This window comes from Acinetobacter lwoffii (assembly GCF_029024105.1).
In the GTDB taxonomy this organism is placed as follows: Bacteria; Pseudomonadota; Gammaproteobacteria; order Pseudomonadales; family Moraxellaceae; genus Acinetobacter; species Acinetobacter lwoffii.
Map to the genome: position 1 here is coordinate 2,347,933 of NZ_CP118963.1, position 20,978 is coordinate 2,368,910.

At 43.1% G+C, this 20,978-nt stretch carries 18 protein-coding genes; 4 read left to right on the top strand and 14 right to left on the bottom strand.

All coding sequences use genetic code 11. From position 1 onward, the window contains the following. Nucleotides 1-126 precede the first annotated feature (126 nt). Together PYW33_RS11450 and sbmA are read right to left on the bottom strand one after the other, a co-directional pair. A complete protein-coding gene (locus tag PYW33_RS11450; RefSeq protein WP_004646213.1) occupies nucleotides 127-1,092 on the bottom strand; it encodes a hypothetical protein in 966 nt (321 codons plus the stop codon). Nucleotides 1,093-1,780: 688 nt separating this feature from the next. Next, nucleotides 1,781-2,974 (bottom strand): peptide antibiotic transporter SbmA, encoded by a 1,194-nt coding sequence (gene sbmA, locus PYW33_RS11455; protein ID WP_016806899.1) that lies wholly within the window; start codon nucleotides 2,972-2,974, stop codon nucleotides 1,781-1,783. A gap of 502 nt (nucleotides 2,975-3,476) precedes the next feature. Here sbmA and PYW33_RS11460 point away from each other — a divergent pair. From PYW33_RS11460 to PYW33_RS11470, 3 genes are all read left to right on the top strand, one after another. Then, complete coding sequence (locus PYW33_RS11460; protein ID WP_004646210.1) at nucleotides 3,477-3,671, top strand: hypothetical protein; 195 nt, start codon at nucleotides 3,477-3,479, stop codon at nucleotides 3,669-3,671. A gap of 1,054 nt (nucleotides 3,672-4,725) precedes the next feature. Beyond that, nucleotides 4,726-5,607, top strand: a complete 882-nt coding sequence (otsB, locus tag PYW33_RS11465; RefSeq protein WP_004646209.1) for a trehalose-phosphatase — start codon at nucleotides 4,726-4,728, stop codon at nucleotides 5,605-5,607. Continuing rightward, nucleotides 5,564-6,997, top strand: coding sequence for an alpha,alpha-trehalose-phosphate synthase (UDP-forming) (locus PYW33_RS11470; RefSeq protein ID WP_004646208.1), 1,434 nt, complete (start codon nucleotides 5,564-5,566; stop codon nucleotides 6,995-6,997). Before otsB ends, PYW33_RS11470 begins: the two co-directional genes overlap by 44 nt. A 27-nt stretch (nucleotides 6,998-7,024) precedes the next feature. On the opposite strand, the gene PYW33_RS11475 is transcribed toward PYW33_RS11470, so the two are convergent. The 7 genes from PYW33_RS11475 to katE all read right to left on the bottom strand — a co-directional run bounded on the left by PYW33_RS11475 (nucleotide 7,025) and on the right by katE (nucleotide 14,001). Then, nucleotides 7,025-8,269, bottom strand: a complete 1,245-nt coding sequence (locus PYW33_RS11475; RefSeq protein WP_004646206.1) for an MFS transporter — start codon at nucleotides 8,267-8,269, stop codon at nucleotides 7,025-7,027. A gap of 205 nt (nucleotides 8,270-8,474) precedes the next feature. Then, a complete protein-coding gene (locus PYW33_RS11480) occupies nucleotides 8,475-9,188 on the bottom strand; it encodes a glycosyltransferase family 2 protein (protein WP_004646205.1) in 714 nt (237 codons plus the stop codon). After that, nucleotides 9,185-9,799, bottom strand: a complete 615-nt coding sequence (locus PYW33_RS11485; RefSeq protein ID WP_004646204.1) for a class I SAM-dependent DNA methyltransferase — start codon at nucleotides 9,797-9,799, stop codon at nucleotides 9,185-9,187. The genes PYW33_RS11480 and PYW33_RS11485 overlap by 4 nt, the downstream gene beginning before the upstream one ends. Then, a complete protein-coding gene (locus tag PYW33_RS11490) occupies nucleotides 9,789-10,574 on the bottom strand; it encodes a PIG-L deacetylase family protein (RefSeq protein WP_004646203.1) in 786 nt (261 codons plus the stop codon). Before PYW33_RS11490 ends, PYW33_RS11485 begins: the two co-directional genes overlap by 11 nt. After that, a complete protein-coding gene (locus PYW33_RS11495) occupies nucleotides 10,562-11,548 on the bottom strand; it encodes a hypothetical protein (RefSeq protein WP_004646202.1) in 987 nt (328 codons plus the stop codon). Before PYW33_RS11495 ends, PYW33_RS11490 begins: the two co-directional genes overlap by 13 nt. Before the next feature lie 48 nt (nucleotides 11,549-11,596). Next, a complete protein-coding gene (locus PYW33_RS11500; RefSeq protein ID WP_004646201.1) occupies nucleotides 11,597-11,806 on the bottom strand; it encodes a hypothetical protein in 210 nt (69 codons plus the stop codon). A 71-nt stretch (nucleotides 11,807-11,877) separates the two neighbouring features. Continuing rightward, a complete protein-coding gene (gene katE / locus PYW33_RS11505) occupies nucleotides 11,878-14,001 on the bottom strand; it encodes a catalase HPII (protein ID WP_004646200.1) in 2,124 nt (707 codons plus the stop codon). Between the two features lie 766 nt (nucleotides 14,002-14,767). On the opposite strand from katE, the gene PYW33_RS11510 reads away from it, so the two are divergent. Then, nucleotides 14,768-15,268, top strand: coding sequence for a Dps family protein (locus PYW33_RS11510; RefSeq protein WP_004646199.1), 501 nt, complete (start codon nucleotides 14,768-14,770; stop codon nucleotides 15,266-15,268). A 329-nt stretch (nucleotides 15,269-15,597) separates the two neighbouring features. Here the strand turns inward: PYW33_RS11510 and PYW33_RS11515 are convergent, their stop codons facing one another. From PYW33_RS11515 to PYW33_RS11535, 5 genes are all read right to left on the bottom strand, one after another. Continuing rightward, on the bottom strand, nucleotides 15,598-16,314 hold the full coding sequence (locus PYW33_RS11515) for an ABC transporter ATP-binding protein (protein WP_004646198.1): 717 nt from the start codon (nucleotides 16,312-16,314) through the stop codon (nucleotides 15,598-15,600). Continuing rightward, complete coding sequence (locus PYW33_RS11520) at nucleotides 16,307-17,530, bottom strand: ABC transporter permease (protein ID WP_004646197.1); 1,224 nt, start codon at nucleotides 17,528-17,530, stop codon at nucleotides 16,307-16,309. The genes PYW33_RS11515 and PYW33_RS11520 overlap by 8 nt, the downstream gene beginning before the upstream one ends. After that, nucleotides 17,527-18,750 (bottom strand): efflux RND transporter periplasmic adaptor subunit, encoded by a 1,224-nt coding sequence (locus PYW33_RS11525; RefSeq protein WP_004646195.1) that lies wholly within the window; start codon nucleotides 18,748-18,750, stop codon nucleotides 17,527-17,529. The genes PYW33_RS11520 and PYW33_RS11525 overlap by 4 nt, the downstream gene beginning before the upstream one ends. 329 nt (nucleotides 18,751-19,079) lie before the next feature. Continuing rightward, entirely contained in the window at nucleotides 19,080-20,603 is a 1,524-nt protein-coding gene (locus PYW33_RS11530; protein ID WP_004646194.1) for a M81 family metallopeptidase, read from the bottom strand. A 31-nt stretch (nucleotides 20,604-20,634) separates the two neighbouring features. Beyond that, nucleotides 20,635-20,976, bottom strand: a complete 342-nt coding sequence (locus PYW33_RS11535; RefSeq protein WP_228128531.1) for an MFS transporter — start codon at nucleotides 20,974-20,976, stop codon at nucleotides 20,635-20,637. Between the last annotated feature and the right edge of the window lie 2 nt (nucleotides 20,977-20,978).

Consider the following 20,978-nt stretch of genomic DNA (forward strand, 5'->3'; position numbering starts at 1 on the left):
TAGAAATCCCCGTCTCTGTTCAGCATTTTTTAAGACGCCACTTTAAAAAAAAGGCGAGTGAAAGCATCCTCAGAATGTATTTTAAGGATGCTCGAAAGAGGATGGATTAAGAAGGAAAAAATAGTCCTACTTCACCTGCCTGAGCATATTCTTTGCTCCGGCATGATTATAATTATTGGCCAGGTTTTGCAAAATTTTTACCGCCTGACCTTTGGCATTGGAAAAACGGCTGCTATAACTCGGCACACTGGTTAAACAGCGCGCTACCAGCATCCCTGATTCAGTATAGACACGTGTTCCCTCTGTGCCCTGCAATTTGCCATAGTTATAGGCACGCTGGGCGTTGTTACAGGCATTATTCAGATTCTTACCGCTATTAATATCACGTCGCGCTGCCACATAGATTTTCATCTGATGTTGTTGCGGTGTTTCTGCTACCGCAGCTCGAGCTGATGCCGCTGCTAGCTGCTTTTTCTCTGCTTCTTTTTTCTCAAGCTCTTTTCTTTCTAATTCCTTTCGCTCTAATTCTTTACGTGCTGATTCCTTCAGCTCATTTGTCGTCTTTGCGGCAGGAGTCTTAGGAGAAGTCGTGCTTTTTATCGATGCAGGTGTGGTTTTCTCCACAGCAACCCTGGCTTTAGTTGGACGATAAAAGTTTTTTGCTTGAGAAAGACTCATGACCTGGGTGAATAGTCGAACACTACGTGTCTGGCTAGTTTTATCAACTTGTCGTTCAGAAATTGGCTCAATCGAGACAATCCAGCTTTCAGTCAGGTCATCCATACGACACTGATAGGCACCACTACCTTGTACAACACCCCGATTGGCACTCAGGCGTTTACGCTGGGCAACATCTGCCACTGCACTAAAATTACTTTTATACAGCAGTGAAAATTTACCACCCTGTTCATGACAATATTGCGTCAGTATCGAACGCGGATACATGGCCTGAGTCGTGTTATTTTTCTGAGCTTGTCCCCAAAGATAAACATAATCTTTTGCACTACCATCACGTTGATTCAAAGCCCGTTTGGCAATTAGTTCTTCCGGACTGGCAAAAGGATGTAACACCTCTGATTTCAACCGATTCACGCTATTACATCCAGCTAAAGCTGCTGCCCCTATTATTAGAATTATTACTTTTAGCTTCACAGCAAATATCTCAACCCCAAAATCCCGTATAACATAGCTTAAATAGCACAAAACAACAAACACAAGATATTGATAACTATAATATTTAAATGGTAAAAAGGCACATATCAGCCTCAACTTTGCTGATTATGCCAAGCTTCATGTGATAAAAATTGACACAAGTATCATTTTTAAATCAGTTCAAATAATAAACAATTCCATTCAGGACTCAAGAAAAAGATAGAAAAAACACATAAAAAACCGAAGAAGGCGGTGAGTCCTTCTCCGGCGGCTTATTCAGGGAACGCTACAGACCTTTATTATAATGGGTAATAAATTTACCTTTTATCCGCTATAACATTGCCTGAACAAGATCAGCATAAGAATAATTTCCTCAACGTACATTTGTTATTTTTATACGTCAAACCACCGGAAATTAAACGCCATCTTGGCTGGCCCTTAGGATTTTAGACAAGAAAAAAATATCTGAATACCCCAATATTGGGAGGTTCTGACACGATTTACCCAAGTCATCTGACCAACGGTCAGATCGATATTTTCCATTGGATTTTGTAAATTAACTCGCCCTAAAAAAAGCCAAACCTAAAACTGTTTGGCTGATAAAGCAGGATAATAATATGAGAAAAAATTAATCAATATGTGATTCAAATGCTTTTAAGCGTTTATAGATCGACATCAGTTCAATAATCGTCGGCCAAGACAGAATCAGATACTGGAAAGATTCCCGCACTTTGCCAAATACATTCAGGATTTGCATCATCAAACCAAGAGTAATTGCCCCTGCTGCAATACTTGGAAACAGAATAAATAATCCGTAAATATTGTCTAACTGCAAGTACCAGATCCGAACCATGTTGAAATAAGCATAGTGAAAATATAACCGGAAATAATTCCAGCGTACCCGGCTAAACAGTTCTTGTAATGTCAGCGGATGTGCGCGATCAGCATAGTCTTCGCCATAGACCAGCTCTTTACGATAGGCTGCCTCAACTTTCTGGTTATTGAACTCCAGTCCGGGCAATTTCATTCCCACGACCATTAAAATGACCGTACCCAATACCGCCCAGCCGATCGAGGCCCACATTAAAGCATGCGGTATTTCCCCTACAATCGGTAAAACTTTCACATGACTAGAGAGCTGATATAAGATCGGCAGGAATGCCATCAGCAACATCAGCGCTTCGATCAAGGAAACACTTAACTGCTCCGTGGTTTTGGCAAAGCGCATGGTATCTTCCTGGATACGTTGTGATGCACCTTCAATATGACGTAACTGCTCCCAATGTGCGGTGTAATAATCATTCATCGCGGTACGCCAGCGGAAGACATAATGGCTGACAAAAAACAGGTTAAATACCGCTAAAGTGACATAAACCATCGCAATATAAATAAAGGTTAATGCGCCTTGATACAGCAATGAAACATCCCCACCACCCTTAGTGAGCATTTGTTGAATCTGATCATAAAACGGGCTATACCATTCGTTTAATACGACATTGACCTGTACCCCGAACCAGATATTAAACAGAATAAATGCCGAGCCCCAGACCGACCAGCGCTGCCATCGGTGTCTGGCTTTCCATTGCCAGAACAGCGCAAATATCGTAGTTGCAATGAAATACCAGAGATAGAACCAGATGAATTGAGCTGACCAGAAACGCCCGATACCGATTGTAAGCTTTTCATCAAAATAATTTTCAGGAAAACCCAGATAGGTTCCCCATCCTGATCCGCCACTATGCCAAAGCACAAGATTAATGATAAACCATAAAATCAGGCTGCTAAAAAACCAGATGGGTTGCGGGAAAAATGACTTAAACATACCGACCCAGTTCTCCTTATGTCTCTTGGTCATCCAAATGACGCCTAGTTTATTCTTATTTTAGATTTTTACTGTTATAAAGCATTAATTTTCAATTTAGTGTAAAAAAGGATAGAAGGATATCAAGTCTCTAGAAACTTATTTTTATCATTCAGCTCTGCGTTATGATTTTCCTTATATTCTCGATTTTTATCATTCAGTAGAGCGATACCAAAAAACAGAAAAATCATCATGTTTTTGACCTTTCGTTATTTTGATAAAATTTTTATGCCTGTTATCTGTCGGGTTTATGTAAAAGAGCCTTATGCTTCCGAGCACTGCGAGAATAGGATGAAAATCAGCCATACTGCATGTCTTCTAGGTATCTTTAATCTAAATAGAGCACTTCTCCCTATTTGAATAAGTCATTGATCAAGTTCTCAGTTTTTGAAGAAACAGTTAAATTTTCAAAAATCATGCTATGATTTAATTATCGAAAAGTAATCTTATTTTGGAAAAAACTATGGAAAGTTCGGTAATTGAATTACTTAAACCGGTGACTCTAGAAAAAGAAAACTGCGCCCCTATTAGTTTTGAAGCAGGTACTGTTTTGAAAGTGGTCATGCAGACTCCAACCAGTCTTCTGGTCAGTAATGATGATGATTTTAACTTTACCATTCCGTTAAAAGACGAAAATGAAGTGTGGCGAGAAATCTGAGTATTTTTCTTTCATGCAAATAGACGGGTTGTATCTGAGTTTGGTTTCTTAACTTTATATGATACGACCCTGAGCTTCTCTCTACTTTAATTGCTCTTTCATTATTTTTTCAAGAAATTATTTCTTCCCTTTTCTCTCATCATTTACTGCTGTTAAATTGACTCATCCATTTGAGCAAAAAATTAATTGAAACTTCTCTAATTTTTTCGGTCTATATAAGATCATTAATTCTCTATTTTTCCGGTTTTGTATCTGCTCTGTGATGACCATACCACGTTTAAATCTCTCATCTTTGTTTAGCGCAACTTCATCTAATATACTACGCTTTGATTCAAAGAAGAATATTCAAATTATTTTCAGCGTTAGTCATAGAAATGATATTCGTCTTGCTTCGTTTTTTTATCCTTTGATAAAATTCATCAATAAGATTTAAAAATTAATCTGAGATGCTAAATTAAGAGGCTGTTTAAATTGTATAGCTCTGCAATTGGTCCCAAGAAAATTTGATAATACGAAATTTCCCTCTAGCCAATATTAGTATTTTTTCTTTTAAGACAGCTCAGCCAATCTTAAAAATTATTAATTTTCATAAACTTAAGTTAAATATTTTAATTATATATACCTGATTTATAAATTTATTTAGATTATTCTATTTAAAAAGATCTCAAAATTACATCTCCCTCATATATTTAAAAATAAAAAAATAAATTAATAATAAATACTATATTCTAAAAAATTAATTAAAAAATACATATTCAAAAATAAAGATTAAATAATAAATCTTATTATTTAAAATCCTGAAAAACAATCAATCCAAGAAAATCTTAAAATATAAAATTCTCATAATTTATTTTTAAAATTTATTAACAATACTGGATTTCTACCAAAATATTTCTAAATCTTACAAAGTAACTGTACTTGTTAAAAGTGTTTCGTTTCTGCACTTAAAGCCAGTCTGTTAAATGAAATATGTTATAAATTTAATCAGATCAATGATCATTCAGGTAATTTTAACTTTTAAATCAATTTAATTTCAGAGGCTTAGGTAGTATTTATGTCGATTCTCAAAGAAGATCAAGACCTAGAAGATTCACTTGCTACATCTTCTTATATATTACCTCAAGTGATTTTAAATCAGCTCAAACCTATTATTTATTCTCACAAACTTGTTTTATTTATTGATATTGATGGAACCATTTCTGAATTCCACCCAGATCCAGCAAAAAGTATAATTAAGAGCGGAACCTTAAATACCTTAAAAGAGTTACAACAATATATTCAGCTAATATTAGTGACCGGTCGCTCAATTGCACAAGCCCAAAAACTTATTTATCCATTTGACTGGAATATTGCCGGTTCTCACGGTCTGGAATTAAGCTATCAATCGCGTTTAAGCAAGTTAATTGATTTAAATCCTGAACAGTTTGAATTATTAAAAAATTATATTACAGAACATAGTAATAATATTCCTCAGACTCGAATAGAAATTAAAGACTATTCAGTCGCCCTGCATTTTCGTGAACATCCCTATTTAGAGCATCAAGTGCATGCATTTGCCTTGAATTGTCTTACTCATTTTCAGGATTTTGAACTTAAGGCTGGAAAGTTTGTATTCGAACTGGTGCCCAAAGGGGCAAATAAAGGTTCAGCCATCCAGCAAATCATTCAGCAATATCACTTAAGTGATCATTACCCCATTTTTATCGGAGATGACCTGACCGACGAAGCCGGTTTTCAAGTCATCAACACATTCAAAGGCTGCTCTATCAAAGTCGGTACAGGCAACACCGTGGCACAACATCGCCTCGAAAACGTGACTCAAGTACAGGCTTTTCTAGCAGAATTTCTAGAAATACTGAAAGCACAACAACAATTATTATTGGAGAAATTACATGTCGAAACTCATAGTGTTATCAAATCGTGTAAATCTACCTAAGTCAGACAATACCCAGGCAGGTGGATTAGCGGTGGCATTGCAGGATGCTTTGCAGGATATAGGCGGTATCTGGGTTGGCTGGAATGGATCCCGAGTTGACCAGACGAAAGAGCAGAAGTTTCAAATCCTGAAGCATCAAAATGTTGAATATCACACGAGTCCATTGACTGAATCCCAATATCAAGGTTTTTATTGTGGTTTTGCCAACAATGCATTATGGCCACTGATGCACGATCAGCATCAACTTGTAGATTATCAGCCGCAGGATTTTAAGATCTATCAGGATGTCAATTTACGCTTTGCCAAGCACCTGAAACAGGTAGCATCTCCACATGATATTATCTGGATCCATGATTATCATTTTTTAAGCGTGGCGCATTATTGCCGTAAACTGGGCATGCGTAACCGTATTGGCTTTTTCCTGCATATTCCCTTTCCTGAACTAAGGCTCTGGCAGACTTTACCCGCCCATCGCGATTTGGCACATCATTTGGCCAACTACGATGTACTGGGTTTGCAGACCTCTCGCGATCAGGAAAACTGTTTAAATTTCCTTGAACAGACCTTAAAAGTGCAGCATCGTCACAATGAAATCCTGAATTATCAATCTCGAAAGATTCATGTGAAATGCTATCCGATTGGTGTGCATCCTGTGCAACTACAGAATCAGGCCTCAGATACCCATCTGGAAAAGCTTCCCTTTGATCTGGATACAGTGCAGCCTTATAAAACCATCATTTCAGTTGACCGGATTGATTATAGTAAAGGCTTATTGGAGAAAATCGGATCGTTGCAGAGCTTGCTGGAAGATCAACCGGAGTTTAAAAATCAATTCCAGCAATTACAAATTGCCTGCCCATGCCGACTGGATGTAAAAACCTATAAGAACCTGTATACGCAATTTAAAGCTGCCGTGCATGAACTCAATAGCCAGCATGGCACAACGGACTGGTTACCCTTTGATTGCAGCTATGACACCTTGGGTCATGAAGCCTTGATGCAACTGTATCGTAAGGCTGATATTTGCTGGGTAAATTCGATCCGGGATGGTATGAATCTGGTCGCCAAGGAATATATTGCTGCACAGGATCCTTTAGATCCGGGTGTCTTGATTCTATCTAAATATGCCGGTGCTGCTGAACAAATGAAAGAAGCCTTACTGGTCGATCCTTATGAGCATGACAGTATGGCTAAAGCTTTGAAGAAGGCGCTGCGCATGTCTAAATCAGAACGTTTAGAGCGCTATCGTTATTTAAGCCAAGGCTTGAAAAATTTCGATATTATTCGCTGGCGTGATCAGTTTATTACTGACCTGAAAAACTCACAAAGCTTGCGGATCTATCGTCCGGTGGCTGCAGGAGTTTCAAACCAGTTCAGTATGCATGCCTAAATTTTTAAGTAAAAAAAAACACCAGCATTAAGCTGGTGTTTCATTTTGAAGAGGAGCCACAATCTCTTCGCTTTGTTGTACTTCGCTTGGGTCTGCAGTGAAATGATTCAAAATCACAATACTCAATAGACCAATCGCAATCACGCTAAATACTAAGCTCAATCCGATGATTTCACTACCGAAGCCAACCAATGCCGGTCCAATCAATGAACCTGTATAGGCAAATACCGATACATAAGACAATGCCACATGTGAAGCCAAAGTTTTCTGACGTCCTGCACGGGAAAACATCAGCGGTACAATATTGGCACTACCTAAACCTAAAATCGCATAACCTACCAATACCACCTGCCAGACTGGGGCAAAAACCACGGTTAATAAACCGGTTGCAGCCAAGAGTGCGCTTAATAGAATTGTATTTTTTTCACCAAACTGCTGAATAATCAAGTGACCGCTAAAACGTCCCAACACCATCAAACCCGCAAAGAAACTATAAGCCAAACCGGTTTGCGCCGCAGGCAGGCTGAACTCAGTAGCAAGATAAATACCACTCCAGTCCATGGCGGCACCTTCCGAAAGGAAAGCCACAAAACAGATCAGACCAATACCTAAAATTGCCCAGGTCGGTGCTGCTTTTTTTACCGGTTGTTCTGGTGATGTTTCTTCTACCGCTGTTTTTGGCTCAGCACCCAAACTTAAAGGAACAGCGAATAAGGCAATAAGCAGCAAAATTACACTGACAATCACCGCACCGGTTAAAGGCGCCAAGCCAAGTCCCATTAACATGGTCATGCCCAGTACGCCTGCCAGACCACCTAAACTACACACTCCATGAAAACCCGACATTAAACTTTTACCGAGTTTTTTCTCAATCTGTGCAGCCTGGATATTGACAGTCACGCCCAAAGCACCGGCACTGGCACCAAAGAAAAACAGGCTGATTGCCATCATTAAATGATTCGGACTATAAGCCAGAGCAGGCAAAATAAATAAAAATGCACTGAGAATTACGGCCAAAACAGCACGGCAACCCAAGGCATTGGCCAGTCGACCGGCCAGCGGCATCGCCAGCATTGAACCGATTCCGGCACACAGCAATAACAGGCCAAAATCAGCATGATTTAATAACAGGCGCTGCTGTGCATATGGAATTAAGGGTGCCCAAGCCGCAGTACTAAAGCCCAAGCTAAAGAAGCATAACGCAGTCGCTATTTTCTGCCATAGATATGGTGATGGAGACTGAATTCGAGAAAGCAGTGTTTGATTGAACATTGTATTACCAAAAAAGAAGGCTCAGGCATCCATTACCGTTCATCCATAGAAAAACCCCACAGACTTATAGCTAGAATGTATAAGTTTGCGGGGCTGAATTTGCGTGAATTATAAACAGAATAAATTTAAATGGAATAGTTTTTAGACACGAATTTTAAGATTTTTTACAAGTGTCTGATTGTATAAAATTTATAGTTTTATGCTTTTATTTGCACAGGCTGATCGGTTTTTTCGCGGCCTGCTTAAGCTCAAGTTTTTGCAGAAAATGGGCAAAACCTGCAGCAATTTTTGAGCTAAGACGACTGCTGGTAGTGACTCTCAGCTGATTCGACCAGACAATCTGCGCGTCAGCTTTTTCTAAACGACGGATGAAATCGACATCTTCATGACAGTCCAGTTGCTGAAACCCATTGACCTGTATATAAGCCGAAGCTTTAAAACACAGGTTTGCGCCATGAACATGCCGATGTCCCATGCTGTCCTGATAATGTCGGAGATAAGCCTGACGGGTTTTCCGGCTTAAATGATCCCATTGATCCAGCTCAACCACACCACAAATCGCATCGGTGGGTTGATGCTGTAACATCATCTGAAACCAGTCACACTGTACGAATGAATCGGCATCGGTACAGCAAATCCAGTCACAGCCCTGCTCGATCATTTGCTGAATCCCCAAATGGCGTGCCTTACCGACATTTCGGAAGTCGCAGCTCATAGCCGGAATGTTCATTTGCTGAACTTTAAGTGCGGTGCTATCGGTACAATGGTCCAAGACCACGAGAATATGAATTTCAGGAAGATTTTCTATTGTTTTAAAGTATTGAAAAAAATAAGTTTGTGCTGATTTTAAGGCTAACAGGCAGCGTTCGATATAGGCTTCTTCATTACAGGCCGGAATTACCACACCGATTTTTTTCATCTTAAGCCCTCCTGCTCTGCTACGGATTGCGCTGAATTCAGCCACAGATCTATCAAAAAATCGGAGTCCTGCAAGCTTAAACGATGTGCATAGTTTAAATGCGCTTTGAGATACTGATGGACATCTTCACCATTTAAGCTAAATCCCGAGATCGGCGCGCGCCAATGACAACTCAAGATACATCCGCCCGGTTCCAGCGCAGTATGCAACCATGTCAGCACCTGTTGCAGTGCAGTCAGGTTCAGATAATATAAAATCTCACTGACGACAATGAGCTGAAATTTTTGTTTGGGCAACTCATCTGGTACGATATGCTGTAGAACCTGTACATGCTGATAAGCTTGTAGACGCTGCTGTGCCAAGTGGATCGCAGTATCATTGGCATCCAGACACATTAAGCTATTTGTCCGCTGCGCCAGTTCCTGACTGAAGATGCCGTTACTGCAACCAATTTCAATCGCGGAGTCAAACTGCAAGCTTGGCAAGACCGCCAGACAAATCTGCCGTTTGCGCTGTTCATACCAACGCTGTTCATATTGCCAGGGGTCTCCCTGATTCAGTGCATATAAGGCATCGAAATATTCCTGATCATAGGCTGCTTTACTGTTCATACAGATATACCTCCCAGGGCTGTAAAATACGTTGCAATGCCTGCTCTGGCAGAATCGGTGATTCATCTATTGTCGGATCAAGCTCGATCTGGCTCTTAAAACACCGCGCAGCTCGAGACTTATATTGTAATTCTTCCTCAGTTAATTTGAGTTGATGAGCGACGGTCCAGGGAATTCTGGTATCTCCAGGTGTTGCCCAATGCCATGCCCAAATCAGGACCTGAATACAGGTTAAATTAAGCTCAGTGGCCAGCTGCTGTGTGACCTGCCCCGTAATTTCATGATCTGGATGTCCATCATGAACAAATGTGCTAATTAACACATCATTCGGTTGCAGATAAGATTGCAGGTGCTGTTGCAACACATCCCGCTGTTCGGCCACCTTGCCATCTTGAATATCTAAAGCGATCCGCAAAATATTCTGTTTTAAAGGTAACGCTTCTAAAGCTGCTCGCGTTTCAGCAGGACGAATCTGGTTCAACTCTTCGGGAGTATACAGACTAGAGCCGGGATGACTGGCTGTCCCATTGGTAACGGCAAAAAGTATGATCTGATAGCCAAGTTTGTCCAGACGCTGAATCAGGCCTCCACAGCCCAAAATTTCATCATCAGGATGAGGGGCAATGATGCAGACTCTGGCATCTAGAGGAATAACCTTAGGAATATCAAATTCCGGCATCTGTTGCAGGATCTGACAGGAACGCCATTCTTCAAGTCTTGTGCCTTCACCATGGATGACACGATCCCCTACAATCTCATGTCTTATAACGTCCATAATTGTTCCTCCTGTGCAGTCAGCTCGCCAATCCGCTCCAAGTCAAATGCAGCATGACTTTGACGAATAAATACCGGAAGATCTGCTGCAAGCCGAGCGAAATGCGGATGCTCACAATACGGCCCAGCACCAAGTGCCTTACCTACATGAGTTAGTACATTTAAGGCAGTCGCTTCCACCTGAGCACGTAGGCTACGAATCTTTAACTCATGTGCGTGTTGCGGTTGCTGATCAATCAATTCAGCAACTTGATAAAATAAGGACTGTGTCGCTAAAAGCTCCCGACTAATTTCACCGAGATACATGGCTTTATAGGCATGCGGTTTGAGCAAGAACGTCTGCCTTAAATATTCAGCCAAACGCACGGTTGCGCCATACCAGCACGCAGCCACACCTGCGGCACCGTGCCAGAATCCGGGCCGATCCAGATAGGCATCCGGAGCTGCGACTTTTTCTACCTCGACCTGATCCAGTTCCAGCCGGGCAGTCACGGTATGCTGCATGCCCACTGCCTGCCAGGCATCCTGATGATGCTGAATGCCTTCTTGCGACAAATCTAGAATCAGTAATTGGGATTGTTGCTGCTCATCACGGTGAGTCAGCAGACCGTGTTGCACCCAGACCGATGCAGAACACCAAGGCTTAATTCCGCTTAGCTTTCCTGCTTGCAATGTTAAAGGTTTGGGTCCACCTTCTGCCGCCCATACTGCCCATAGGCCTTTTTGTTCTACCGGAATATTCAATTCATGCAAAATGGCCAAGGCGTCCAGATGGGATTCAAACAATTTGCCTAGGCTCAGATTGCTTGCCGAAACCTGACTAAGCATCTGCCAGCGTTTTAAGGTGGCTCCGGAAGCGGGATAAGGCACCTGATCGGAAATCGCCACCAGTTCCATTAAAGTGTGCTGAATTTTTTCTTGTAGCTCCAGAGGAGAGTTTTCAAATCTTTGTAATATTGAACCGAGGTTCTGCATGCGGTTCCTCATAAAATACGGATAATGTTGTTGTGTTTTTAAAGTCAGTTAATGAGAAAGCTTGCGCATTTGTTTTAAACGTGTGGTCAGCCCTAATACCTTACGCCGTGTATTAATCTCTTCTTCATTGAAACAGAGTTGCTGCATCAGTTCAGTTAGAGGCAAATGATTATGCTCAATGAGATAGATATCCTGCTCTCTGCTCCATTTGGTTTGTTGTGCTTGAGCCAACAACTTTTTGACATCCGGTCTCACCATCTCTTCATCCATTTTAAAACCATCAGGATAGAAGCCGGAGCCTCTATCCTCTAAAATATAAATTAGATCGTTTAGGCAGGAATTGCTTCTGCAATCGCTTCACGCGCCCAGACACGATGGTTCAGGATCAAAGTCTTGAAGCTATCTTGTACTGCTGCAAACTGTCCGTTTGCCAGAGTTCCTTCATCGCTAACCAAGCGTAAATGTTCAATCAGCTTGCCTTTATCGCCCAGGAACACGATTGGTTTTAAATGCTTGTAGGCTTCCAGCAGATAATGAGTCGCCACACCATCTTTCATCACCACATCGTAATTATCACCGTCAGCAATCACCACAGCATCATAGGCGATGGATGGCTCGGCTTTTTGCATACCATCGGAAGGAATCACCCCACCTTGCAGACCCAGTACCGGACCCGGTTTTGGGGTCAGTACATCGACCACAGCACCTTCTGATTCTGCCCAGGCTTGAACAGCTTTGATACTCGCCTCATTGGCCTTGTCGTGCACCAGTAGCGCAATTTTGCGTGCCTTAATATCTTCAGGTTTGAATGCCTCGAAAGATAAGCGTGGTGAAATCTGCACCTCTGGCAATTTTGCTGCTTTTTTCTCTGCTGGAATTTCAATACCCAATTGGTCAGCAACCTGCTGTGCCAAATCCAGATCGATATTGCAGAGCACTTCAAGCACTTCACGCTCACGAATATATTTGCGCTCCACCTTGCTCAGCTCGAAGACATAGGCATCGACAATATGCTTTTGCTCATGCGGCGTCTGGCTGCGATAGAAAAGACGGGGCTGACTAAAGTGATCACTGAATGATTCGCTACGCTGACGGATCTTGTGTCCATCAATACGTTCCTGATAGCTTTCAAAACCACCGCCTTGTGCTGCTGGCGGGGTTTCAGCCGGCCAGTTATTGTCAATCGAGTTCGGCTCATAACTGGCTTGACCAGTATGTACAATACGCTGATGTAAACCATCACGCTGGTTATTGTGGAATGGACAAACCGGCTTGTTGATTGGAATCTGGTGGAAATTTGGACCACCTAAACGGCTAAGCTGGGTATCGGTATAGGAAAACAGACGTGCTTGTAATAATGGATCATTGGTAAAATCCAGTCCTGGCACAATATGTCCCGGACAGAATGCTACCTGCTCGGTTTCACCGAAGAAATAATCAACATTACGGTTAAGTACCATTCTGCCAATCGGTGTCACCGGCACCAGTTCTTCCGGAATAATTTTGGTTGGATCCAGCAAGTCGAAGTCGTACTTCATCTCATCTTCTTCTGGAACGACCTGTACACCAAGCTCCCATTCCGGATAGTTACCGGATGCAATCGCTTCATATAAGTCACGACGATGGAAATCCGGATCTTTACCCGCCAGTTTTTGTGCTTCATCCCAGACCAGTTGGGCGAGACCCTGTTTTGGCGTCCAGTGGAATTTCACAAAAACCGCTTTATTCTCGGTATTGATAAAACGGAAAGTATGCACACCAAAGCCTTGAATGGCTCTTAAATTACGTGGAATACCCCGATCCGACATGGCCCACATCACCGCATGTGCAGATTCAGGCACTAAGGAAACAAAATCCCAAAAAGTATCATGTGCAGATGCACCAGTAGGAATCTCGGTCTGAGGTTCAGGTTTGACCGCATGTACAAAATCCGGGAACTTGATCCCATCCTGAATAAAGAATACTGGGGCATCATTCGCCACTAAATCAAAGTTACCTTCTTCAGTATAAAACTTGGTCGCAAAACCACGAATATCACGTACCGTATCTGCTGAACCACGCGGGCCCTGTACGGTAGAAAAACGCACAAATACTGGCGTTTGTACACTGGTATTAGTCAGGAAGCCTGCCTTGGTCAGTTTTTCATTCCCCGGATAAGCCTCAAAATAGCCATGTGCGCCGACACCGCGGGCATGCACAATACGTTCTGGAATTCGCTCATGGTCAAAATGGGTAATTTTTTCCCGAAGAATAAAATCTTCGATCAAGGTCGCACCGCGAACCCCTGCCTTGAGACTGTTCTGGTTATCGGAAATTTTAACCCCTTGATTGGTGGTGAGTGCCTGCTCGGTCGCATCACTGCGATATGCGTCGAGCTGCTCACTTTTTTTATTGGTATTTTGTTTGTCTAAACCGTCTTTACCAGTCGCGGGGCTATTGGCCTTAATTTTCATGATGTATTCCTTGCTGAGCTTGAGTTTAGTGCAGATATTTTTGGTCTATCTCAAAGTCGCTTGAGCTGATATGTTGCATGGCTTGACCAATCAAACTCATCCCGCAAGTCAATCTGCTACAGCCGATCCTGTATCAGCCTCATATTTCTTCTGAATTCTGAATATGCTGACTCGAAGCATTTTTGCTTTTCTGGGAATATTGTTATTGGTTTCGCCTGTGTCCTAACATAACTGCATTTGAGAAAGAGATTTATTATTGTTTGTAGTGCCTTGTTTAATTAAGGCAGCATTGTGTTATTTTTTATAAATTTCGGGTTTATTAGTGATTAAGATTTTAATCTAAGTTATTTGTTTAAAATAAAATTTTAAAATATTACAGAGATATTTTGAAATAAAGACTCAGTGGAGTGATATGTGATCTTGCTCATAAATAAGCGTCATAACCTAACACGATGTTTCAGTCCTGAAATGATTAGGACTTTTTTAGAAGTTCAATTTGCTATGAAAAATTAACGTGCTACCGCTGAAGATGGTCAGAACTTGACAGATTTAAATAGTTACAATCCCGCGCCCTGCTTATACATAATGACTAAACTTCCTGCCTTTATATTGATCTAATATCTATAACTTATAACCACTTAAATCTCTTAGCCTGTTAGATCAAATACAAAGTCATAGAGATCATTTCATCTCTTGGCTCGGGCTTCAGATACATCCGACTTTATTTTAATACACCGTATCGCGTTAAGTTTGAAGGAGTAAGAGCATGGCCTCTTCTAAAAAAGAATCTAAAGCAATGAAAATTGATATCGGGATTTCGCATGATGATCGCGCCAAAATTGTCGATGGTTTATCCAGACTTTTAGCAGACAGTTATACCCTGTATTTGATGACCCATAATTTCCACTGGAATGTCACCGGCCCCCAGTTCAACAGCCTGCACAACATGTTTATGACTCAATATACCGAGCAATGGAATGCGTTGGACATCATTGCTGAACGTATTCGTGCTCTAGGTTTTGCAGCACCCGGCACTTATAAACAGTTTGTAAAACTCACCTCCATTAAAGAAGTCGAAGGTGTACCTAAAGCTGAAGAAATGATACGTTTACTGGTAGATGCACATGAAACTGTGGCACGTACCGCCAGAAGTATTTTTTCGATCATTGAAGAAGCCAATGATCAGCCGACCGCTGACATTCTCACGCAAAGACTGGAAGTACACGAAAAAACTGCCTGGATGCTGAGAAGCAATCTGGAACAATAAAATCGGATCGAATCTTTGAAATCAGGCTTATTCACAGGATGAAATGGAAACTTGCGGTAGTGCCATTAAAGTTCGGCTTCATCCTGACGTTTATATTAGGGGGATTTATCGGCACTCAATGATTAGATCAAGCTAAAAGTCAGGATCATTAAAATTAAACCATCAAAATTTAAGGATGTAGGCAATCGCATACATCCTTTTTTAACAAACAGATTGTTTACAGATTATTTCAATCTCATATATGGCTATCATTTTTTGAAAGCTATAAATCTGAAATATCTTTTCGATCGCTTCAAAAAATTAGCCCTCCTGGCTCCTTACAGTACAGCTTAATCTTGAGGAGAATTGCTCGAATCACTTTCAATCCGGCCATCGACCAGATTGATGGTACGATCACAAGTGGCAGACAGGCGCGGATCATGCGTGACTAAAAGTACGGCGCAGTCGCGTTCACGATGCACTTTACGAAACAGTTCAAACATATCAGCCGCGGTCTGGGTATCCAGATTACCTGTCGGTTCATCGGCCAATAATAAGGCCGGCTCAGTAATCAAGGCCCGAGCAATGGCCACCCGCTGCTGCTGTCCTCCGGACAATTCATTCGGTTTACGCTCGGCAAATTTTTCCAGCCCCACTGCCGCCAGTAAATCACGTGCGCGTTGCATTGCCTGCTGATTCGGTTTGCCATGCGCCATCATTAAAGGCATGAGAATATTATCCAGTGCACTAAATGCCTGAATCAGATGGTGAAACTGAAATACAAATCCGATGCTGTTGCCGCGCAGCGCCGTACGGCCGGTATCATCCATCGCACTGGTAGGTTGTCCCAACAAATACAGCTCGCCACTCGTTGGTTTATCTAGCAGTCCCAGAATATTCAGTAAGGTACTTTTTCCAGAACCGGAAGGGCCAATAAGTGCAGCAAAGTCGTTGCGATCAATGCGCAGGTCAATGCCATGCAAAACCTCAACTTCATTGGGCTGTCCAATGTTATAAGACTTGCGTAGCGCTTCCAGACGCAGAACTTCCTGAGATTGCTCAGACATGACGAATCGCCTCCACTGGATCGAGTGCCGCGGCCCGACGTGATGGCACCGCTGCAGCCAGTACGCCTGTTAATGTCGCCAACAATAATGCCAAAATCACCAGTTCAATCGATATCGGAATATAGAATAATCCCGGACCAAAATTATTAAATACCCACACCAGGCCATAACTGACTATGCTGCCCAGCACTGAACCGAGCAAGCCGAAGATTGCGCCCTGAAACAGAAAAACCCTCAGGATTTGCGATTGGGTTGCACCTGTCGCCCGCAGAATACCAATTTCTCGGGTGCGCTGCACCACACTGACGGACATGACGCTGGCAATCCCGAAAGCCACCGAAATTGCGACAAAGACAATAATCATATTAGTCGACAGGCTTTGTGCAGTAATGGCATTCATCAGTTGTGCATTGGTTTCAATCCAGCTTTCGGCTTTTAATGAGGTCAGGCGTCCGACTTGTGCGGCAACCTGGTCTGCTTCAAAAATATTGGCAATGGTTAGGTCAATCACCGTTACCCCGCCTGGCAGGCCGAGTAAGGACTGTGCCTGCTTGAGATCCAGATATACATAACGCGCATCCAGTTCGCGCACACCCAGTTCAAAAATACCGGCAATATTCACCAAAGCACTGTTCTGTTGGCCAGTATCGAGTCGCAACTTGCTGCCGACCTGAACACCGAGGTCTTTGGCCAATTGACTGCCAATCAGTACATCATCCGCGCCGACCCGCAACTGGCCACTGATTAAATATTCTTTTAATGGAATGATCTGCTGATAACGTTCTAAATTCATCCCGACCAAGGCCACTGATTCGATCGCATCACCACGTTGTACAAAAGCTGGCCCCGACACCACCGGCGAGACGGAGGTCAGTACAGGCAACTGGTCTAGTGTTTCGGTAATCTGTTGCCAATTGTTAATCGAACGCAGGCGCTGTGCCCGTTTGTCTTCCTGCAATAATTGCACTGTTCCGGCGGGAGGTGACACAATCCGGTTGACTTCATCCGGTGACAGCAGACGAATATGAGCCTGTGTACCTAAGGTTCGTTCAACAATATTGGCTTGCAGCCCCTGAATCAACGCAGTGATAAAGACGATCACCGCTACGCCCACGGCAACCCCGATGGTGATCATGATGGACTGCGCGCGACCCTCGCGCAAAAAACTGACCGCGATTTTCCATTCGATCCAGAGCCGCCCGAATAAATTTTTCAATCGAAGTTCACCGGTAATTCATTTTTACTATTGGCCATATCAGCAGAATTCTGTAATGAACTCTGGTGTGGTTTTAAGCGAACTCTGGTGCCATCCTCCAATGAAGATTCGGCATCTACCAACACCTGATCACCCTCGCTCAACCCGGATTTCACTTCTGACATGGCCAGGCCACGCAAGCCCAAAGTAATCTGCTGACGCTGTATTTTTCCATCACGTACCATTAAGACCACGGCTTTATCTCCCTTGATACTGCTTAAAGCATCATTCGGAATAGCCAGAGCCCGTGCTCGTTTGGCCGTCTCGACATTCACCGATACCGTCATGTCCTGACGCAGAAAATCTGGTACGGGATTGACAGTTAACCTGACTTCTACCGTACCTCGCTGTGGATCGATACTTGGTGCAATAAAGTTAATCCGGGCCGGGAAAGACTGATCCGGATAGGCATCGCTAATTACGGTGGCATTTTGCTGCAAGGCGAGTTGCGGTAAATTCCGCTCATCTAGCGGTACCCGGATTTCTGTATTCCCTATTAACGCAATGGTAAATAAAGTTTGTCCCGGCTGAACCAGATCACCCGGCTCGACATCGCGTGTCAATACTGTACCGGCGACCGCCGCTCGAATCTTGGTTTTGGCCAGTTGCGCCTGTGCCACCGCCAGCTGTTCCCGAAGCGACGCTTCTTCGACTTGACCCGCAGCCAATGCGCCTGCTTTTACCCGGGCTGTCTCATAATTATTGCGCGCGACTCTTTCTGCTTCCACAGCCTGTTCGACTTCTTCCCTCGACAGGATGCCGGCTTCTGCATTACGTCTACGTGCTGCTTCTCGGCTGGCCTGCTCCAACTGGGCTTTGGCACTGGCCAGTTCTGCTGCAGCCTGTGGCCGTCGGCTGCTTGCCAATTCAGTCAATGCCAGCTCAGCCTGTCTGACTTGGGCCAGCAATTCATCCGACTTCAATACCACTAGCAGATCACCCGGTTTAACCTGATCGCCTTCCTGCACCAGACGTTGCAGAACCACAGCACTAATTTCACTGCCTACCTGGGCACGTGATACTGTCGCAACACGTCCGGTCGCAACAACATTTTGTACTAGCGGCATGGCACTCAGCGTATAACTAGGCACCACTGGCCCTTGCCACCAGCGAAATAGAGCAAACCCTACTGCCAGTAGCAATACGATAATGAGCAAAATTTTATAGCGGGCAGCGCGCAATGAGAATCTCCGGTTGATTCGTCTAATTTGAAATAAGAAAGTCAAAACTGTATTTGTTTTTTTCCTAAGGTTTAATTTACAACAAGTTTCTAATTGGAATTATAGGTATTTTGTTGAGTTTGAAAAGAATGTTGAGTTCCTGTCCACTTTTTTGAGCTAGCTTAAGTCGGTGTCAGTCAAGTTCATCTATGGCAGATCCAGACACGGAATCAAGTAACAGAAAATTGTATTAAGTTTAAGGAAATGGAGATGTGATCAAAAAACAGGCTAGATCATGATAGAGCTTGCCTGTTCAATCGTTTGGGTGTTAATTGAATATTAGTTAAATATTAGACCGTACGACGCAATGGCTGATCACGCTGCGCCAGACTTTCGCCCATTGGCACGAGTCGTCTATCAGGCTCAATCTTTTGCCAAGGCAGGTCATTCGGGTCTGCTTTCATGGCCCCAGGCGCTTTTGCGACTAAAATGGCAGCAGCCATGTCCTGAAAATCTGTACGAAAATGTACCGAGCTTTTCACTACAATAATTGATTTATCTTCAGGCACAACACCAAAAATTCTAAACATATTACGATCGAGCAACTGGGCTTTGTAAGAGCTGACTGCAATTTCAATACCGTCTATTTCCAGTAATATACTCGGGCCGATATCCGCCTCAACGCCATGCATCATGGGTCCGCCATAGCTGAATTTTCCATCGCTATAGGCTTTGATTTTAAATTCAGCGCTAAATGGGGCATCCCCGACAATACCCGATGTTCCACCCAGTTGCGCATAAAAATGCTGACCAAGCTCAAACTGATAGGCTTGTTGCACCACCGCGGGATCGACAATGAGGCCAATCAATGCATTTTTAACCGGATGTCGATATAGCGCCGATAACATCCCGGTTGTATTCGAATCGCCACTAGCTCCCGGATTATCCTGAGTATCGGCAATCACCACGGGTTTGGCCGAATAATGCTGTTGATAAAGTTGAATTGCCTGCTGCACGGCATGATCTGGTGATAAAAAATCCATATTCCAATGCGCTTCTTGTTGCAGCACATGGTCGATATAGCGTTGCATGGCCTGATCTAACTGCTCAGCGTTTTCACTATAGCCCCAGATACAACCGCCACATTCCTCAAAATCTGCCGCCGGAAAACCCGGCGTAAAATTCATCTGGACAGGATTATTTTGTTCTAGCTGTTCGAGTAAATTCATACAAGACTGGGTAGGTTCCAGCTCGGTACATTGTGCATTCAACGCAATCAAAAACGGTAGCTTGTACATTTTCTTATACAGTTTTTTGCCCTCGAATATTTGATTCAGCAGTTGGGCACAGCGTTGTCCAGTTTGGGCCATATCTACATGCGGATAAGTCCGATAGCAAATCAATGCATCACTATGAGCAAACATCGCTTGCGTGACATTGGCATGGAAATCCAGACTGGCAATTACCGGAATGTCCGACCCGACTGCTTCACGAACCCGTCTTAAAAATTCCCCTTCACCATCATCCACCTGTTCACTAACCATGGCACCATGCAGATACAGATACACCGCATCTGCCGGATGCTGCTGGATGCTTGCAATAATTTCATCACAGATCCGTTGGTAAGTGTCCTGCTCTACATGCGCTGAAGGTGAAGTGCCAGCCCAGATTACCGGCAAAAGTTGATAACCGAATTGTTCTGCTTGTTGAATAAAACCGCCAATCGGAATGTTCTGTTCCCGAAATTTCAGGACATCTGCGCCGCGGCTAAGCGGAGGAAATCCCCCGCCCTGGACAAAATCCACATATCTTGCTTTGGTCGGGGCAAAGGTATTGGTTTCATGTTGAAAGCCCGCAATGATGATTTTCTTCATATCTTGAATCCTTCCTATGCTGCATGATTGATTATTTATCGACGATTAAGGCAGCGCGTGTTACTTGCTGGGAAACAACTTGCTTTTTCAGTCTGAAGGCATAGATCAGGAAAGTGCCTCCGAGCATCATGATCACAGCAATCGTGAACCAGCCTGCCAGCATGGAACCGGTCATTGACTGCGCCATGCCCATAATATTTAGACTGACAAAACCACCGAGTAATCCGATACTGTTAATCAGGGCAATTCCGCCTGCTGCCGCACTACCGCTTAAGTATTTCGATGGAATCGACCAGAAAATGGTATAGGCACTAAACATAAAGGCCGTTGCGGTACAGATCGCAATAAAGGACAGCAGGAAATTCGCACTCATCA

Coding starts and splice junctions, on each gene's coding strand:
- sbmA (WP_016806899.1), bottom strand. CDS start 2,974: ATGTTTAAGTCATTTTTCCCGCAACCCATCTGGTTTTTTAGCAGCCTG.
- PYW33_RS11460 (WP_004646210.1), top strand. CDS start 3,477: ATGGAAAGTTCGGTAATTGAATTACTTAAACCGGTGACTCTAGAAAAA.
- otsB (WP_004646209.1), top strand. CDS start 4,726: ATGTCGATTCTCAAAGAAGATCAAGACCTAGAAGATTCACTTGCTACA.
- PYW33_RS11470 (WP_004646208.1), top strand. CDS start 5,564: ATGTCGAAACTCATAGTGTTATCAAATCGTGTAAATCTACCTAAGTCA.
- PYW33_RS11475 (WP_004646206.1), bottom strand. CDS start 8,269: ATGTTCAATCAAACACTGCTTTCTCGAATTCAGTCTCCATCACCATAT.
- PYW33_RS11480 (WP_004646205.1), bottom strand. CDS start 9,188: ATGAAAAAAATCGGTGTGGTAATTCCGGCCTGTAATGAAGAAGCCTAT.
- PYW33_RS11485 (WP_004646204.1), bottom strand. CDS start 9,799: ATGAACAGTAAAGCAGCCTATGATCAGGAATATTTCGATGCCTTATAT.
- PYW33_RS11490 (WP_004646203.1), bottom strand. CDS start 10,574: ATGGACGTTATAAGACATGAGATTGTAGGGGATCGTGTCATCCATGGT.
- PYW33_RS11495 (WP_004646202.1), bottom strand. CDS start 11,548: ATGCAGAACCTCGGTTCAATATTACAAAGATTTGAAAACTCTCCTCTG.
- PYW33_RS11500 (WP_004646201.1), bottom strand. CDS start 11,806: ATGGTGAGACCGGATGTCAAAAAGTTGTTGGCTCAAGCACAACAAACC.
- katE (WP_004646200.1), bottom strand. CDS start 14,001: ATGAAAATTAAGGCCAATAGCCCCGCGACTGGTAAAGACGGTTTAGAC.
- PYW33_RS11510 (WP_004646199.1), top strand. CDS start 14,768: ATGGCCTCTTCTAAAAAAGAATCTAAAGCAATGAAAATTGATATCGGG.
- PYW33_RS11515 (WP_004646198.1), bottom strand. CDS start 16,314: ATGTCTGAGCAATCTCAGGAAGTTCTGCGTCTGGAAGCGCTACGCAAG.
- PYW33_RS11530 (WP_004646194.1), bottom strand. CDS start 20,603: ATGAAGAAAATCATCATTGCGGGCTTTCAACATGAAACCAATACCTTT.
- PYW33_RS11535 (WP_228128531.1), bottom strand. CDS start 20,976: ATGAGTGCGAATTTCCTGCTGTCCTTTATTGCGATCTGTACCGCAACG.